Genomic DNA, 16,524 nt, shown 5'->3' with positions numbered 1-16,524 from the left:
TCAAACGGAACAAAACCTGGGACACTTCACAGCAAGCACGGTCGCATCAGCTCGCAACTGCCTATCGACGACCAAAGGTTCCCCGCAGAAGTCGCCACCACAACCAACCCGGCACGCACCAACACCTCGTCGGCCTCGGCACTCCCAGACTCCACTCACGGGTACGGCAGATCCGCCGGCTTGCTTCTCGTCACAAACGTCACCAAAACCTCCCGCACCCCCTCCAGCACGTCCACCACCGTGCGCGCATGCGCCCGCCCGCGCCAACGCACCAGCATGAATACTCGCTCTAACAAGCCGTTCATCGTCGACCATCTTTGGAGTGAAACAAAGCGTCCGCGGTTAATTTGTAACGTTGCAATGCCCCTTGCATTGCAGCGTGGCTCCCAAGCAAGTGTTGGTCGGCCGCTTCCTTTCCAAAATCAGCGATTCGGTCTGCCAGCTTTTCAAATGCCTCTTTATCTACTACTCGCGTATTTGTGGAAAGATTTGCCATTTGATGCATCTCTTTGGCGGGATGTATCAGTACGGGAGTTGGTTCCGGAAAACCGGGAAACCTATTTCTAAACCACTGTATTGATGACAGAAGTTGCCCCGCCTCAGTTTTAATGATTTGAGGCGATTCTCTCTCGACTGCAGTCTTTAGCTCTATAACGAAGGCACGTCCATCCGTGATCCATAGATTATCCGGCCTCCGTCTCGGTCATCCCGCTCCGGACGTCTTGAATCAAACCCTAGAAAGAATCCGACTTCTTCGACCAAATTCTCACTTGCATCGGCGGTTTCAGGAACTCCCCACTTGATTCCGCCCTTGAAGCTAGCTGCCTGGATTTCTAGATCCTTGGAGTCAGGGAACTCCATTCGGAGATACTCAGACGCTTTTGCCACCTGACCGCTGACCGAAGGTGCGTCTGCGATTCTCGAATTCGCAAGTCTCGGCTTCACACACGCCCTGTTTCGTTTGAAAGCTCCGAGAAGAGTGTTATCAGCAACGATCTCATCAACCGTCTCTTGGTAGGTCGCTTTCTCCTCCAAAAGCTACCCTTTGAGCTGCGGGTCGACATCAAGATCAACTGCCGATTGGATGCGTTCAGCCGCTTTGCCAGGCCCCCATTCAAGGCGAGCTCAAATGCTTGCCGACGTTTTCTATCCACTTGGGAGATTTCCCTATCGAGTTCATATTTGACGCCAGCTACCGACTGACGACTTCGCTGCATGAACTCGGTGTCTCCATCAGTTTGCCCATCAGCTAGTATCACCCAAAGATACCTGTTATCTCCAGTGCTTAGATAAGGACTATCTGAAATGTCGCAACACGTAGCATTCGTTGGACTCGGCTACATTGGCCTTCCCACTGCTGTTGTCATGGCTAACAGCGGCCTCACCGTCACAGGTGTAGACGTCATGCAAGACAAGGTAGATGCCGTTAACCACGGACAGGTGCCCATCGTCGAGCCCGGTCTTGAAGAAGCCCTCCATGAAGCCTTAGAAAGCGGTCGCTTCAAGGCTACGACACAGATGCCTGAAGCAGATGCCTATATCGTCGCGGTTCCTACACCGTTTACTGACGAACACGATGTCGATATGAAGTTTATTTACTCGGCAGTCGAATCCATCGCGCCTAAGCTGAAGGGCAACGAGCTCATTGTGCTCGAGTCCACTTCTCCCCCGCGCACCACAGAGAAGATGGCGCACCGCTTGCTCGAGCTCCGTCCAGATTTGGGGTTAGGCACCGATGAGATTGAGGAGTCACGACCGGTAGTTCACTTCGCTCACTGCCCGGAGCGCATTCTCCCAGGGAAAGCCATGGAAGAGCTTCGGACAAATGATCGTATTGTCGGCGGAATGTCACGAGAGGCAACCCGACGCGCGATTCAGATCTATTCCTCTTTCTGCGATGGTGAGTTGCTCCAGACAAATGATCGGACAGCCGAAATGGCAAAACTCACCGAGAACTCGTTCCGCGATGTCAACATCGCATTTGCTAACGAGCTGTCACTGATCTGTGACGATCTTGGAATCAGCGTTTGGGAACTCATTGACCTAGCAAACCATCATCCGCGTGTAAACATTCTCCAGCCAGGGCCAGGAGTGGGAGGACACTGCATCGCCGTCGACCCATGGTTCATTGTGTCCACCGCTCCGCAGACTTCAAACCTTATTCGGACAGCTCGCGAGGTCAATGACGGCAAACCCACATGGGTTCTGCAGAAGATTGACACCGCTGTAGAGGGACTCCGTGACGACCCTAAGATCGCGCTTTTTGGCCTAGCGTTCAAGCCGGACATTGACGATCTTCGAGAGTCGCCGGCGCTCGACATTGCGATCCGAGTTGCTGACAAATACCCGGATGCGAGAATCAACGTTGTGGAACCAAACATTCGCCACCTCCCGGATTCCTTGAACCGCTCGAATGTAGACCTAGTGGACACTAGTTTCGCCCTCGAGAACTCCAACGTTCTGGTGCTTCTTGTTGACCATGCCGAATTCCGCGACCACACGCCTCTTCAGCTAGGTGAGAGTGACCGCGAGGCAGTCATCGACACCCGGGGCATCTGGGTGGATGGAGCTGCGGACTAACAGTGCACCGTCTGACCCCGAGCGCTGGCGCGGTTTCATTCCAGCCAGTAAGGAAACGAGGGTTGATTCCGATTTCGGATCGTGGCCGGTCCTTTAAGTCGTGATTAGATGCGCTCGATGTTGGACCCCCTCGATCTACTCATCTATTGCCTAGTTCAAGCTCTATGACAGAGTCGAAGAATCACCGTGATGCATCTCGCGTTTTCAATCTCGACCAGGATGCTTCACTGGTATTCACTATCTGCCCAAATCCGAGCGCGAAGCAATATTGCCATGATCAACTAAACAGGTGGCAAACTGGTGAACGGTGACGCGGCCGCAGTCCACGTGGGAGTTTGACGGGCGAGCAGGGCCTCACTGGTGACTATTGCGGGGCCACATCTAGTAGCATCGCGGCAACTGTCGAGCGTCGTGTTGGCAAGAGCTCATTACAATCCGGGGAGGACTCTGGTGGTGAGATCGCAGGGCACCGGCATCTTTGAAGAGCCCGTTGTGATTGACTACCGGCATCTTTGCTTTTTAGAGGAGAGATACTGGGGTGTCCGCCAAATCTGCTCGAGCCGGCAATGTCCGCGTTTCACCATTTGATAGACCTACGAACCTGTGGACCTTCGAGCGACACAGTGATGCTTATAGGCATGTCGTTACGCTGGATTTGGGGGTGCGGCCAATACCAGCGCCGGACCCGACAAGCTAACCCTGCAGGTGCCGAATCTGTACCCATTGTTCCAAAGAACTCACTCATCCAATTTGTTGGACGGGCTACTTTTCGAGAAGCGTTTTGGGCTACTTTTCAAAGAGCGCTGACACTGGGCGACCAGGCAGCGAAATACCCCTTACACACGTTTAAGGCGGACTGACCCGGGCGCTACCGGAAACCCACAACGCTTATACTAAATATAGGTCTGAACAGGTGCCGTCGCTGACAAACAATGTCTTTGCTTGGTTCAGGGGAAGTTGCGGCTAAGGTTACTGTCAATGACGTGGCTGATACGTGTGCGTAGGAATCAATGGGCCTGCGCTGGCGGACCTTGGCACTCAGACCCATCACGCATGAGCTTGAGGACGAAAATTGAATGGCCAACTAGGCTCGGCTGTGCAGGAAGAACAGAACTCGCCAAAGGCTGGGTCTAGGCTGCGCTCGACGCTCTTCCGAGTTGCTGAACAGCAGCATGATTCTCCGGCCCGCCGAGTCGTCTCTGGTGGTAGGAGCATGTGAATGCGCCATACCTACGGCTTCCGGGGGAACTTGACCCTTTTAGCACTTGAAGATGATAAATGGCTGGACTCCCAGAGGTGTACTAAAAGTACGCGCCCCTCAGAATGTCGGCGATAGGCTTTGCAATATTCGCACCAAAGGCTTCCTGACCAGTGGTGTTAAAATGCACGTGGTCGTAAAAATAACTCTCGTTGTCTAATCGAGCGAAGTTTTCTATCTCAGCGATCGCTGGAACGCGAGCCTTGTCGGCTGCAGACAAGGCTGCGTCCCACACTCGACCATACCTACGCAATTGCTCCTCGTAAGCATTCGCCGACTCAAACTTGTTGCGAAGATAGCCACTCTTTTCCCAAGCGCCGTGGCGAATCGGGGCGGTCACCAGAGCAACTGGTACGTCGTATGCGCGCAGCGTTTCGAAAAGCAGGTGCCACAACAACTCCCTGTCTCGGTCAATACTAGGCGTTTCAAATGGAACTGATGGAGACGGAGGCTCAAGCGGAGCGACATACTTGTGGTCGGACCAATATGTTGCCGGATCCCTTTCCAACTTGGCGTCCGCGCCCGGCGCAACAATCACGACCAGCGCAGCTTGATCAGCCAACGGCGGCAACGTATTCAAAACGCTTGTGACAATATGCAGAAGTGTTGCCCCTGATTTGCCGCCATTCAAGACTCGAAACTCTCCGGGAAATTGCAAATCCAATTCGTCCGAAAGAAAATCAGTCCAACGAAAACCAGTGTTTTCGTACAGAGATTCCGCAACACTATCCCCTAGGACAATTACTGAACGTCGATTAGAGTCATTTCTCTTACCAGTGAGGATGAAACCGTGTTCATCGGTGGCCACAGTAACTACACCAGGCTGAAGCGATCCATCGCAAGCACGCGTGTACTTTTCCGGAATTGTAACCTGCCGCTCAACTAACGCTGGCCATCGTTTCAAACGAATTTGGCGCCGCACAGGTTTCACGCTAGAACGATCGACAGAAATTCTCGTGCTCGATGCGCCTTGGGTCGGTGAGTTGGCACCGGCAATATTCTCTTGGGTGGGATCTACCACCCCGTCCTTCGGAAGGGAAAAACCCGCTAGCTGGATCGCTTGAGACGCGTTAACATCAGTGCGTTTGAGCTGATCGAGAATGTCAATCAATCTGCTTTTCGGAATTGGTACGTGGCCATCACCGTCAAATTGAATCCGCTCAAATATCGCTAAATCCTGGCTTCGCGAATCAACAAAGCGTCTATGGTTAGCTTCAAGATATGCAGTATCACCACTGTTGTGATACATGGCGGCATAGAATGGCGCACTATGTTCTACCGTGTCCCATAAATTGCGTGCGTACTGATCACGTACCCTCTTGTATGGCGTACGCCCCTGAGGCGAGTGAGCGAGGTTAATGTACTTAACCAAATCTGGATTCGGTTCGTCAGCGAACCCCAATCTCGGGTTGACCGTTAGAGCAATAGACCCACCGAAATGCTGTGCATAATTAATAGATGCATATCCCCCGCCGGAATTACCAAAAAAGACCAGGCGCTCTCCGCCAAAATACTCGACCGAACGCCGGATTACCGGTAACAAATGTTGCTTAAGTGGACCCGTCCCTCTGCTGCCTAGATACCAACCGAGGCGCAAATCAATGTTTCGAATTACGCTCGGGTCTGATACAGCAATTAGGTTCATACCTGCAGTTTCGGAAACTCCATTACCAACAAACGTAGGGTAAGTACTTCTTTCCGAAATGCGGTGTTGGAAGGTAACCAACGTGGCCGATGCTCCGCGGTTGACAAGAAGCAAATCAAGCTGTTCACCGCCAATTTGAATGCTATGAAGACCATCTCGGCCCAAAGCGGCCATAAATTCGCCGACGCTCGCATACTGCATCCCTGGGGACCATCTAGATATGTCTCGTCTTCGCATATCCACAGACTACTACGCTCCAGTGCTAGAGAGCATCCACCTACGATTGGTGCTCGGCCACAGACTCCATCGTCTAAACTTGGATCATCGAATGTAAGGAGCAATGGATGTCAACGGCGTCATTAACCAACAACCCCAAAGTCAAAGTCCTAGTGGTTTGCAACGCATACCCAAGCGAAAAGGCTCTATACCGGAACGGTTTCATCCATCGCCGGACAAAAGCCTACGTAGCGGCGGGCATCGAGGTGGAAGTCTTTTATCATCACGAACCAATCTCCCAGGCATATTCTTACGAGTATGATGGCGTGTTCGTTACCGTCGGCAACTCCGCGGCACTTGAAGCGCAAGCGGGCAACCACGAATACGACGCGTTCCTAGTACATTTCGCAGAGGAACACCGGGTAGAACCGCTCTTAAAACAATCCAATCATCGTCCGATAATTATCTGGATTCATGGGTTTGAAGCAGAGGCGTGGCACCGCAGATGGTTCAACTTCTTTGATTCATCCGAAGCGATCAGGTCGGCCATCTCCAAGAAAGACACCTATTATCGACCACAACTGGCCTATTTCCATGACTTGGTCGAGAAAAACGACCCTAGGGTCAGCTTTGTTAACGTCTCGAAGTGGTTTGAACAACACGTAGTACAGCCTGACTTGGGCGTAGTTTTTGAAAATTCCCGAGTTATTCACAATCTAGTGGACGAAGAGGTTTTCCCCTACGTTGAAAAAACCGCAGACCAGAGAAAGAAGATACTATCAATCCGCCCCTACGCTTCGCGTAAGTACGCAAACGATCAGACAGTCAAAGCGATTCTCGAGCTGTCAAGGCGCCCATTCTTTAGCGATCTCAGTTTTACAATTGCTGGGCAGGGCAAGATGTTCGAAGATACAACAGCTCCCATAGCAAGTTTTAGTAACGTTAAACTACTAAACCGGTTCTTTGACCAAGAGGAGATCGCAACCCTCCACAGCGAGCACGGTGTTTTTCTGAGCCCAACTCGATTCGACTCTCAGGGAGTTTCGATGTGCGAAGCCGCATCCTCTGGACTTGTAAATTTGTCAACACATGTGGCTGCCGTTCCAGAATTCTTCACAGACCATGTCGATTCTCTTTTGGCAGCCCCTGAGTCGCATGAAGATCTTGCTGACAACATTGAGGAACTCTATTTTAATCCCGCTCTCTTTAATCGTCTATCGAAGGCCGGGTCTGAACGAATGAGGAGACAATGTGGCGTAGACGCCACCGTCAATAAGGAAATCGACTTAATTAAGGAAAAGGTTGAGGGATAATGACCGACCCCAACAAAACCCCGGACTGGGAGCAGCTTTACAGGGAACTAGAGGCCTCACTCCTGCCAATCTTCCAATCATTTGCCGACGTCCTAGATGAACAGGAAGGTTCACACTCTGAAGACACGGCCCCCATCATTCGTACGGTCGGAAAATATGAACTAGATGGGAATCCACTACTTGTTTGCGTAGCCGACGGAAGAAACTTGGAGTACCGCTTTACATTCACCGCTGGAGGCAAAACGATCTGGCAGACCAAATTCCAACGAAGCAATTCCTTCCCTCTTGAACGTCAGTTCTTCGAGGCGAACTGCTCCGCCACTGTTGAAGTTCGAAGCAACACCAACAAATCTGGAGCCAAAACCATTGCAAGAAAGGTTGGAATCTAATGCATCACGAGTTCCTCGAAAAGTCGCGTAACCTCCGCGTTGTTGTCGCAGGTTACATTAATTTGAATGTTATTGACGGATCAGCATTTTTTATATCGGGCCTTTCTGCAATGCTTGCGGAGAATCCGTTTATCGATGTCTTTGTCGTTACCGCAAATCCCATCGAACGGACCGAGGTATTGGACGAGCTGACTTGCTATCCAAACCTAAAAATTATTGACCCTTTTAGACCGAACCCGTTCTGCTTCCTCTCAGAAAAGGCAGGCTCCCGGAGTCTTTCTCGGAATGAGTACGCAGAGGCTGTCTTTTCTGTTTACCGGCACGCCGGTGCGGATGCTTTAGTTTTGCGAGATACCCTTACGGCTCGTGAATACGTAAGCCTTACAGGCTCAGAGGACCATAACCTAGTTACCTACGTTACTGGGTTAACTACTCTCGATACCGAACCAGAACCTGAAATTGTAAATGCACTTCGCTATCTCCAAAGCTCCGGTTCTCGTTTCCTCTGCCAGACCTCTCACATCCAAGAGCATTTGAAACGACTCCTGGGAGGCGCGGCTGACACATCGATCCTCCCGCCTCACGTGCCCGACCCTGCCTTCGCTTGCGATGAACTCTTACACATTCCGTTTCGAGCTAAGCGATATGTGTATACTGGGAAGTTTTTCGCCGCGTGGAATGTTGTCGAAATATTCTCCGCATTTAAAGCAGTTAATCGTCGTGGATTGAAACTCCATCTCGATGTTGCTGGGGACCAATTCAGACCGGATCCTGCTGACAAATATTTCGTCAACAACGTTAAGTACTTGCTGTCCAATACGCCGGGGCTTACTTGGCACGGACGCGTACCTCGGTCAGAGAGCAGAAACCTCATTGCATCTTCGGATGTCGGCATTGGTTGGAGAGCATCAACTTTAGATGGCAGCAGCGAGTTTTCCACAAAAATCCTCGAGTACGGCGCAATGGGCAAACCTGCGATCTTAAACCCAACTCCCGTAAACGTTTCAATACTCGGCGCCGATTACCCTCTCTACGCAGATAGCCGCGAAGAATTTGAAGACCTTTTGGAAACTCTAGATGCAGAACCAGAAAAGCTACGTGAAGCTGCGATGCGGTGTCTTGAAGTTGCGGAAGAGCATTCTTATTCGCGGGTAAGGCCCCAGCTGGTTGAGTTTCTCACCGAGAAGCTACAAATTCGAAACAGTTTTGAAGAGTCCGAATCCCTTATTGACTCATTTAGACTAGCCGATATAGACATCGCTCCAATACCCCCCAATGATAGCCACGCTGTTGTCTTGGGTGAGACCGTATATCTTTTCCACGATCCATCTAGGAATGCTCAAGGCACAGTGGTTTTGCAAGACCTTAAAGAAAAGCAAGTCGTTCACAATAGAGTCGCTGAACTACTACGAAACCAGAAGCTGATTGGCTCCCCTTGGGGTGAAGACGGCATAGCGTCCCAAGTTGCTCCAACTTCGCCTTCCCCCAGCGGACCTTCAAACGGCACCCCCATCAGCACTGTCGAATTGGAAAAAAGGTTCAATGCTGAAACCCGCCAACTTAGAGCTAAGTTGAAGACAACAGAAGAGCGTCTTGACGCTTTGCGCTCTTCCCGCCTCGGATCGATCCAGGTTCGAATTTGGGAGAGTGAATCTATCGCATCACTTCCAAGCGATGCTAAAGAGTCAACTATAAACCGGATGGTCTCTAGTGCTATCTCTACCTTAAGGCCACTTATTCGACGTGCATCCAGACGATAGGCAGAACAGGTGAGTACCATTAATTTTTCGCAGTTCGACAGTGCCGAAGAACTCTTAAACCAATTCAATGCTTTGTTCGATGCAAAGCAGAGCGATGATCTGATTCTTGATTTGGACAATGTCTCGGCTGCGTTCCGTTCCACAGCTATTGAAATCGCATCGGCGGCTGGAATTCCCTGCAATACAGCACCCAAAAGACCGATCCGATTTGAGACAGGCGATACTCTAGTTCTCTCAGAGACTATTTTCGCCGACACTGAGACGGACCCAAGCGCGCTTAACCGTCTCGAACAAGCTCATTTTAGAAGTCTCGCTTCTTTGTCAGCGCTTCAGCCTGCCGCAAACTGTGTGCATATTCACGTCGTCTACTGTTCGATTGACAAGGCTGCGCAGTACATCTCCATCGCGAGGCGGGTAAACACGCTGAACGAGCTGCAGGACACAACCGAGTTCATCCTAATCCCCTACGCACACCCTAAGAATGGCTACCCGGCACCGCCAAACGGTCATATTGATGCAAAAATTTTACCAAATAAGTCTGTTGCGAAGAACTTCGCCAAGCTACATTCGCGGTTCTATCGATCACTCAATGACTTCTCTGAAGGTGGTCCTGGTCTATACGTAAGAGTGGGGCTTGACGATGATGACCTCTGGGCGAAGTGGGCGCTACGAGTGATTTCTGGCGTAGCCCGACAGGCTGTAAATCTTCCTGGCCGCACGCTGAAAGCAGTTGGTCTACCAAATAGTTTCGTCTATTATCCAACTGGGAATGGCGAGCTGCACGAGGCCGAGCTAGATGTTGCGCTAACTGGTACGAAGTTTCTGGTTTCAAGAGATTTGGGCGAAATTGAGAAGGTTTCCCCTTACGAACTACCCGAATTTTTTACCGCCAATGTGCGCCGTGCGTTTCGTGGGCGTGAGATAGATCTCTTTGTCGAACGCAATACTCCAGCTTTTTTTGTCTATATGCGTTCAGGTTCTAACCTCAGTTCGATGAGGAAGCAACAACACTACTTAGACGAGCCGAAACTGACCGCCTGCGTTGGCAACGCCGACACAGTGCTGGATGAAATCAATCGCAATCACGAGCCAGCATCAGTGGCTGGCCAGGCTGATTTCACAATCGACCCACCGAGTCTGAGGGCTTCAGCCCGACTGGACCACGCCACCAACAATCTAGCTATCCAAGGAAATTTCGAAGAGTATTTGGTCTCTCGTGGCATGGAATATCCCGGGGCCTATTCTCTCGTCATCAACTACGGAATAGACGGTAAACGATCAGAGGTAGCGATCCCACTATCAGAGCGGTTGGTTGTGGACGCTGCGGGTTGGACCGAGCGCGTGATAGTAAGAATTGAGGATCCAACGAACGAGAACGTAGGATCCTCTTGGTTACGCGGATCCGAGCCATTTCTCTCCTAGGAGATCCGGTTCTCCCGAGAGTCTATGAAAGTTGGTTTCCCATTATCCTCATCGACGATTCAGAACTTCGTTCTATATCCAAACGGCCAACACTTCGTAATTACTTAGCGGACATTTGGGCTACTCGTCACTTTATTTTTGAAGATGCCATAGCGCGTAACTCCGTTAAGAACGAGAGCTTTTACCTCGGACGCATTTGGAACGTGTTGGAACCGCTAATGAATGCGGCGATGTACGGCATCATCTTTGGATTGTTGCTTAAAACGTCACGTGGTATCGATAACTTCATTGGCTACATCGTTATCGGAATCATGTTCTTCGGCTTTTTGGCAGACGGATTGACACAAGGTACATCTGTCATCAGGTCGTCAAAAAACCTCGTTAGTGCGTTCCAATTTCCATTTGGTTCGCTAGTGGTTGCTCAAGGCATTAGGAGCTTTTTCGCTAATATCACTCCGGCCCTCGTGGGCGTAATGTTTGCTTTGTCCTTTCAAATCGAGCGTGGCTTGAGCTGGACGATCATTCTCGTGATCCCGCTGTATTTCCTGATCCACGTTTTCTCTACCGGATTGATGTTTTTCGTAGCCAGGACTACCGCGTTTATTCCAGATCTACGAGCACTAATCACTTTCATTCGCCGTGCTTGGTTCTACAGTTCGGGTGTATTTTTTTCCTTCGAGCGTTTTACCTCTAACCCGCTAATCCTCCAGCTCATCAAATTCAATCCCGCATACCAATTTTTGGAGGCTGTGAGAGGCTCGGTTTTATACTTCGAACCTCCTTCTTTGAAAGTTTGGGGATACCTCGTGGCCACCACTTTCTTAACCTTCTTTCTAGGTCTAATCTATTTCTGGCGGGCGGAACACCATTATGCAGATGCTAAGTAATCCAGCAGTGGTCGTAAGGAACCTCAAGAAGACTTTTTACGTTCCCCGTTCGCAAAATCCTTTCGACTTGATATTGCGATCCCGCCAGCACCCGGTAGAAGCTGTCAAAGGGGTGAGTTTCGCAGTTTCAAAGGGAGAGTCCATTGGAATTTTAGGAAAGAATGGCTCGGGAAAGTCGACCCTTCTACGGCTCATCGCCGGAATGGAAACACCAACGGAAGGCGAGGTTTTCGTGAGTGCAAAACCTTCTCTACTTGGTGTTTCGGCAGCTTTACAGCCCAAACTCACCGGCTATCAGAACATTAGGTTAGGTTTGTTAGCGACAGGCAACACTCCGAGCCAGGTGGATGAGCTTCTGCCGTCGATTGCAGATCTCACTGGCCTCGGAGAAGCACTTAGCCGCCCAATGCACACATATTCGTCTGGGATGCAAGCTAGGCTCGTTTTTGCTATCGCGACCTCTCGCGAACCAGAGATTCTGATGATTGACGAGGCTTTAGGCACCGGTGATGCCACCTTCAATGAAATTGCTAGTCAACGGATGGAGTCAATGCTCGAAAGCTCCGGCACGATCTTCGTAGTATCCCATAGTGCGAAGACCATCAGAAGGAACTGCAAGCGATGTATCTGGCTGCACGACGGAGTGGTAATCACCGACGGTCTCATCTCGGACATCTCTCCGGAATATGCGAAATGGGGAGAGGCAGTCACCCAGGGGAACCTGGACCGAGCAAACGAGATAATCGACTTTAATTTGCAGAACTCCAAAACGCCTCACCTTGTTTTGCGTGGCGAGACATTATAGCTTTCCGGTGACTTCACCTCTTTCTACCGGATATAAGACTTTCCTATAGATTTCTTCATATTTACGTACGATCAATTTCCATTCGTGGAGCCCTGCCCACTGCCTCCGTTTCGCAGGACAATCATCTCTTGCAATAGTTTCCATAATTGCGTTGGCAAGGGCGTCTACATCCCCGGCCGGAAAGTAGGTTTCGATATCACCAGTGATCTCTCGGATCGCGGGTAGATCACTGGCTACAACCGGAATGCCATATGCTTGAGCTTGTAAAGCCTTGATGGGTGTGACCCGACGAGTTACTGTCTTGTCATGTCTCGGAAGTACGAAGACATCCAACGCTGCATACCATTTCCATACTTGGTCGCGCGGAACTTGCCCGATGAAGTGTACGCGATCCGCCACACCGCACTCTATGGCCGTACGTTCGAGTTCCCCTCGCTGCTCCCCATCCCCGATGATCAGGAAAGCAAAATCAGAAGGAAGGAGTTTCGCAGCTTTAATCAGGATGTCGACGCCCTCATACGAAACTAAAGATGAGATTATTCCAATGGTAGTGCGGCGCATTGGGATCCCTAAAGACAATCGTACTTCTGACTTGTCAAAAGAATTTCCTCGGAAGACATCGTCGCTTGAGACACCGTTAGGGACGACGAAGACCTTTTCGCGATCTATCCCTCTCTCAACAAGTACCTCACGGTAAACATCACTCAGCACAACTACCGCGCTCGCGGACCGCGCCGCCAAAATCTCGCGATCTCTAGCAAACCTGTAGAAATCCGATTCGGATGCTACTTCGTGCAATCTCTCTGGCACTTTCGACAGCCAGGTAGACTCAGGTTCCCCCCTCACTTCGTAGATCCAAGGTACCCCAAGTTGTTCTGCAATAGAAGAGGTCATCGCTGCGTTCGAGTAGCTTGTCGTCGTGTGCAGCAAGTTTACTTCCATCCTTTTGCATAGCTTGCTGACGCGCTCTCGATATCTGTCGTCTCTTTCTGACCCTCCGGCGAAAATACGATAGTACTCAACCCCATCCACAATCTCACGTTCTCCGGAGCTGAGACGGCCAACGTTTAAAGGGTAGTTCAAGCGTGTAACGGCTCTCGCGTCGATTCCAATCTGTTTTTGCCCCTTAAGGATGTTATGTGAGCGCAATGTATAACCAGATTGGGTGTGTGGCAAACTATTCGTCAGTAAGTGAAGCACCGATGGTCGACCACAGAATTGGTTAGTCGTCGGAGACGGCAAAATTTGCGCGCCAGATGGATCAATCTTTCGAAGAGCACTTATAGTGGACCGCCGATCCAAACTTGTGTGTTGATCCGGCGCTGCAAGAATCTGTTTGGCGGCCGATTGAAACTGGCCAGAGCGAAGCAAATCGGCCGTCTCGTTTGATGGTTGAGTACGCAGTTGCTGTTCTAACGCAAAAATAATTGGACGTAGAGAACTGGGTAACGAACGCCGTAGTCGTTCGAGTACTTTTAAACTCGCTGTATCAGGGTTGATTCTGAATACCCGTAGAAATTCTACGGCTAGTATCGATATTTGTTTATACAGTCCTTTCAGTCCGACCATTTTTAATCACTCTCTCTAGAAACGCCGGGAAGTTCTCAAGTTCTTCTTTAGCTGTGCTGCTAACCCATTGTTGCGCTTTATCACTCACGCTTAGCTCGCCTGGATTCTCCAGTAGGCGCACCCAAAGATCCGCAAGTCCGCGGGAATCGCCAGGAGCAACGACGTGTCCTGCGCCAAGGGATCTGATCAAATCGGCCGTTTCCCCCGCAACTACACCGGTTATGTGAATCCTCTGCCTCATAAGTTCAAACGTCTTTGACGGGACTGCCTGTTGCAACGCAGGCCAATTTCGCAGATGCACTAGAGCGGTGTCTGCCCAATCAAAATCCTCTTGCAGTGCTTGACGCGCAACCACTTCGCCGAAATCAACTGACACGCCTAGACGATCGGCCAATTCTTGGGCCTCTTGCAGTCCAGCACCGGTTCCTCGAACCCTCAGTTGGATCGAATACCCACGTTTGGATGCCAAGCTGATCGCTTCAAGGACAGTATTCAGATCCTGCGCACGGCCTACTTTACCCGCGTAAATTACTCTCAGAGATTCCTTCGAAGCCTTTAAACTAGGGTCGTTTGCCTTGGGGCGCAGCGGCGTGGGGTAAACATTCCTCAAAATATACAGATTAGCCTCGTTCAGAACCCCATCGTCTACTAAGTTCTTTCCGAGGGTCTCGGCTGTAAGAACTACTCCCCCAGCCTCACGATAAATTCTATGCATTAGACGCTCAACGAGCCCACCTGCGATTCCGATCGTACGATGAAGAACTACACTCCTCGGCGTGGACGATTCTCCACGAGCTTCATCCCACCGAGACGCTTCTTCAAGAAGTTGGGGCCACGCATCTCGAAGATCAATTACGTACGGAGTATGCGTAATTCGGGAAGCCAACCAGGTGGCAACTGCGGTCGGCAGTGCTGGAACCGTACCCACAATTAGGTGAGGTTTTGTGCCGATGGAAGCGTTTCTCCAGATGACCAGCACCGTGACCAGTGAACTCAGCGCAACCATTCCTTGATTCGACGCTCGCTTGATCAAAGAGTGGGAGTGTTTCGATGCTGGCACTCGAAAAATCGATTCGCCATGAGGGCCAATCTCGGCAACCAAAATCCTTCGCATAAAAAGCTCGCGCAAAAATCTGCGTAGCCCCTTGCATCCACGCTCTCTACCTGCGACGGGGGTCACTACAGTCACCTCGTGACCGCTCTCCACTAAGGACTCGGTAATCCAGCTCCACCGTCGGTGAGGCACGCCATCATGAGGCCACCAATACTGCGTAATCAGTTGAACTCTCAATTGGAACCTCAGTTATCAGGATATGACGTTGAACCTAGACACCCCAGCGTATTACCTCGATCTGATTTAGTGGGGCCAGCGGGGCTCGAACCCGCGACCAGCGGATTATGAGTCCGCGGCTCTAACCGACTGAGCTATAGCCCCTTTAGAAAACTACGTGCAGATAACTATAGCCTGCAGTTCTTCGCTACCGAAATGCGAATCTCTACAACTAGCGGGCTAGGGTTCGAACTCTGCAACCCGCGCGCCTACACCGGTTAGCTCAGCAATCGCCGCAATTGCTCGAGCGGCAGCTTTACCGTCACCGTAAGGGTTAATCGCGTTAGCCATTGCGTCATAAGCCGCTTTTTGATCAAGCAGGTTTCTTGCCTCCGCCACAATTCGCTGACGATCAGTACCAACGAGCTTAACCGTACCGGCCACCACAGCCTCTGGGCGCTCGGTGTTTTCCCGCATCACGAGGACAGGCTTGCCAAGCGACGGAGCCTCCTCCTGCACTCCACCGGAATCGGTGAGCACCAGGTATGCACGGCTCATCAATGCTGTGAACTGGTCATACGGCAACGGGTCCGTGATGATGACGTTGGGAAGGTTCTCGACCTCTGGGAGAACCGCATCTCGCACCTTAGGGTTGAGGTGCAAAGGCAGCGCGAAAATGTGGTCTGGATAGGTCTTTGCAAGGTCCTGGACCGCTCCACCGATTTCCTTCATCGCGTCAAGGTTCTCGCGGCGATGGGTGGTAACCAGAACCAGTTTTTCGTCGGAATTCCTAAGCTTCTCCAGCCGCTGATCCTCAAATGCAACGTCCCATTCCGAGGCAGCCAACAGGGCGTCGATGACGGTGTTACCCGTAACAACGATGTCTTTGGAACGGAAGTTCTCTCGGCGAAGGTTCTCGCGCGACTCGTTTGTAGGAGCCAAGTGGAGGGAAGCAATCTGGCCGATGATCTTGCGGTTCGCTTCCTCCGGGAACGGCGAGAAGATGTTTCCTGTGCGCAGCCCAGCCTCGAGGTGAACAATCTTCACACCCTGGTGAAAACCAGCCAGTGCCGCGACCATCGCCGTCGAAGTGTCACCTTGTGAAATGATGACGTCAGGCTTTTCTTTCTCGATAATCGGATCAAGCCCTTGAATCGCGCGTGCCACCAACTCGTTAAGTGTTTGCCCCGGCTTCATCAGCGCCATGTCGTGATCCGGAGTAATGCCGAAGCGCCTGTTCACCTGCTCCAGCATCTCCTTATGCTGGCCTGTGGAGACCACGACCGATTCAAAGCGGTCGTCGTTCTGGAGCGCGCTAACTACTGGCGCAACCTTAATCGCCTCCGGACGGGTGCCGTAGACGGTCATAATTTTCGGCTTCACCGACATGGTTTCCTTAGGGTTGTCCGA

The 16,524-nt window shown here is 51.1% G+C and carries 13 protein-coding genes and 1 tRNA gene; 8 read left to right on the top strand and 6 right to left on the bottom strand.

Features of this window, described 5'->3' with window-relative positions; translation table 11 throughout:
* On the top strand, positions 1–567 hold a 567-nt coding region (locus tag HMPREF3145_RS11905), incomplete at its 5' end, for a hypothetical protein (RefSeq protein ID WP_210384126.1).
* Positions 568–648: 81 nt separating this feature from the next.
* Here the strand turns inward: HMPREF3145_RS11905 and HMPREF3145_RS00935 are convergent.
* The gene (locus tag HMPREF3145_RS00935; protein ID WP_070421388.1) at positions 649–1,035 is read right to left on the bottom strand and encodes a hypothetical protein; all 387 of its coding nucleotides are present in this window, start codon (positions 1,033–1,035) and stop codon (positions 649–651) included.
* A 270-nt stretch (positions 1,036–1,305) separates the two neighbouring features.
* Between HMPREF3145_RS00935 and wecC the strand changes: the two genes are divergently transcribed.
* Entirely contained in the window at positions 1,306–2,580 is a 1,275-nt protein-coding gene (wecC, locus tag HMPREF3145_RS00930) for a UDP-N-acetyl-D-mannosamine dehydrogenase (RefSeq protein WP_070421387.1), read from the top strand.
* Positions 2,581–3,881: 1,301 nt separating this feature from the next.
* On the opposite strand, the gene HMPREF3145_RS11595 is transcribed toward wecC, so the two are convergent.
* A complete protein-coding gene (locus HMPREF3145_RS11595; protein WP_141740768.1) occupies positions 3,882–5,684 on the bottom strand; it encodes an SGNH/GDSL hydrolase family protein in 1,803 nt (600 codons plus the stop codon).
* A 143-nt stretch (positions 5,685–5,827) separates the two neighbouring features.
* Between HMPREF3145_RS11595 and HMPREF3145_RS00920 the strand changes: the two genes are divergently transcribed.
* From HMPREF3145_RS00920 to HMPREF3145_RS11395, 6 genes are all read left to right on the top strand, one after another.
* Entirely contained in the window at positions 5,828–7,012 is a 1,185-nt protein-coding gene (locus HMPREF3145_RS00920; protein WP_070421385.1) for a glycosyltransferase family 4 protein, read from the top strand.
* The gene (locus tag HMPREF3145_RS00915) at positions 7,012–7,401 is read left to right on the top strand and encodes a hypothetical protein (RefSeq protein ID WP_070421384.1); all 390 of its coding nucleotides are present in this window, start codon (positions 7,012–7,014) and stop codon (positions 7,399–7,401) included. Before HMPREF3145_RS00920 ends, HMPREF3145_RS00915 begins: the two co-directional genes overlap by 1 nt.
* Positions 7,401–9,161: a glycosyltransferase family protein gene (locus tag HMPREF3145_RS11590; protein WP_141740767.1), complete on the top strand. Its 1,761-nt coding sequence runs from the start codon at positions 7,401–7,403 to the stop codon at positions 9,159–9,161. The genes HMPREF3145_RS00915 and HMPREF3145_RS11590 overlap by 1 nt, the downstream gene beginning before the upstream one ends.
* Positions 9,162–9,170: 9 nt before the next feature.
* Positions 9,171–10,583 (top strand): hypothetical protein, encoded by a 1,413-nt coding sequence (locus HMPREF3145_RS00910; protein ID WP_070421383.1) that lies wholly within the window; start codon positions 9,171–9,173, stop codon positions 10,581–10,583.
* Positions 10,584–10,801: 218 nt separating this feature from the next.
* Positions 10,802–11,470: an ABC transporter permease gene (locus HMPREF3145_RS00905; protein WP_246817448.1), complete on the top strand. Its 669-nt coding sequence runs from the start codon at positions 10,802–10,804 to the stop codon at positions 11,468–11,470.
* Positions 11,460–12,275, top strand: coding sequence for an ABC transporter ATP-binding protein (locus HMPREF3145_RS11395; RefSeq protein ID WP_168162436.1), 816 nt, complete (start codon positions 11,460–11,462; stop codon positions 12,273–12,275). The genes HMPREF3145_RS00905 and HMPREF3145_RS11395 overlap by 11 nt, the downstream gene beginning before the upstream one ends.
* Here the strand turns inward: HMPREF3145_RS11395 and HMPREF3145_RS00895 are convergent.
* From HMPREF3145_RS00895 to wecB, 4 genes are all read right to left on the bottom strand, one after another.
* Positions 12,270–13,844: a glycosyltransferase family 4 protein gene (locus HMPREF3145_RS00895; protein WP_083279301.1), complete on the bottom strand. Its 1,575-nt coding sequence runs from the start codon at positions 13,842–13,844 to the stop codon at positions 12,270–12,272. The genes HMPREF3145_RS11395 and HMPREF3145_RS00895 overlap by 6 nt on opposite strands.
* The gene (locus HMPREF3145_RS11585) at positions 13,819–15,090 is read right to left on the bottom strand and encodes a glycosyltransferase (RefSeq protein ID WP_256365568.1); all 1,272 of its coding nucleotides are present in this window, start codon (positions 15,088–15,090) and stop codon (positions 13,819–13,821) included. Before HMPREF3145_RS11585 ends, HMPREF3145_RS00895 begins: the two co-directional genes overlap by 26 nt.
* Before the next feature lie 115 nt (positions 15,091–15,205).
* A tRNA-Ile gene (locus HMPREF3145_RS00885) sits at positions 15,206–15,279 on the bottom strand.
* Positions 15,280–15,354: 75 nt separating this feature from the next.
* On the bottom strand, positions 15,355–16,503 hold the full coding sequence (gene wecB, locus HMPREF3145_RS00880) for a non-hydrolyzing UDP-N-acetylglucosamine 2-epimerase (RefSeq protein WP_070421380.1): 1,149 nt from the start codon (positions 16,501–16,503) through the stop codon (positions 15,355–15,357).
* Positions 16,504–16,524: the final 21 nt, after the last annotated feature.

Origin of the sequence: Corynebacterium sp. HMSC05C01, assembly GCF_001807155.1 — a bacterium.
Classification (GTDB): domain Bacteria; phylum Actinomycetota; class Actinomycetes; order Mycobacteriales; family Mycobacteriaceae; genus Corynebacterium; species Corynebacterium coyleae.
The sequence above is the reverse complement of the archived record's forward strand: the minus strand, read 5'-3'. Positions and strand labels throughout refer to the sequence as shown.